The following is a 516-nucleotide window of genomic DNA, read 5'->3' as shown; positions in this document are numbered from 1 at the left end:
TGCATAGCCTGTAACCCTTTTTCTTGTTGATAATAATTCCAAACTTTGACCTTAAGAGAAATGTAAGTTTTTTATACCCAAAGAAGGGGAATTCCTCAGCCAAATCAAAAAGTAAGGTCTTTATCATTTCATCGGATATATATTCACCACGAATAGTTTTTGAATAACCCGGCTTTGAGCATCCACGCTTTGAATCCGGACTTTCTTGTCGGGGTTCATAGAAAAATGTGCTTTTTGGCACATCAGAAATTTTGAGCAGAAAGTCAAGATTATAGCCCTTAGAATATAAATGCTTTATTATATCGATTTTATCTGCTATAGACGGTTGGTTTTTTTTAGAAGCTCTTTCAGATAAGCAATTTCGAGGTCTTTATCAACGATGATAGAACGAAGCATGATATTTTCCTTTCTGAGATTTACTTTTTCGTCATCATCGTTACCATCGTTAGGGTTTAAAAGCTTTTTTCTCCAGTAATCGATTGTAGTTTTTGATATTCCGTATTTCCTACAGACAGC

General features: G+C 34.7%; 2 pseudogenes. Both read right to left on the bottom strand.

Annotation, left to right across the window (positions count from 1 at the left end):
- Nucleotides 1-241, bottom strand: a pseudogene (locus tag ACKX14_RS15555) (hypothetical protein); the annotation flags it as partial.
- 74 nt (nt 242-315) lie between these two features.
- Nucleotides 316-516, bottom strand: a pseudogene (locus ACKX14_RS15550) (hypothetical protein); the annotation flags it as partial.

The sequence above is a fragment of the Thermorhabdus hydrogeniformans genome (assembly GCF_049310025.1).
GTDB lineage: Bacteria > Bacillota > Thermosediminibacteria > Thermosediminibacterales > Tepidanaerobacteraceae > JBJYKD01.
This window is presented reverse-complemented; position numbering and strand designations above follow the sequence as displayed.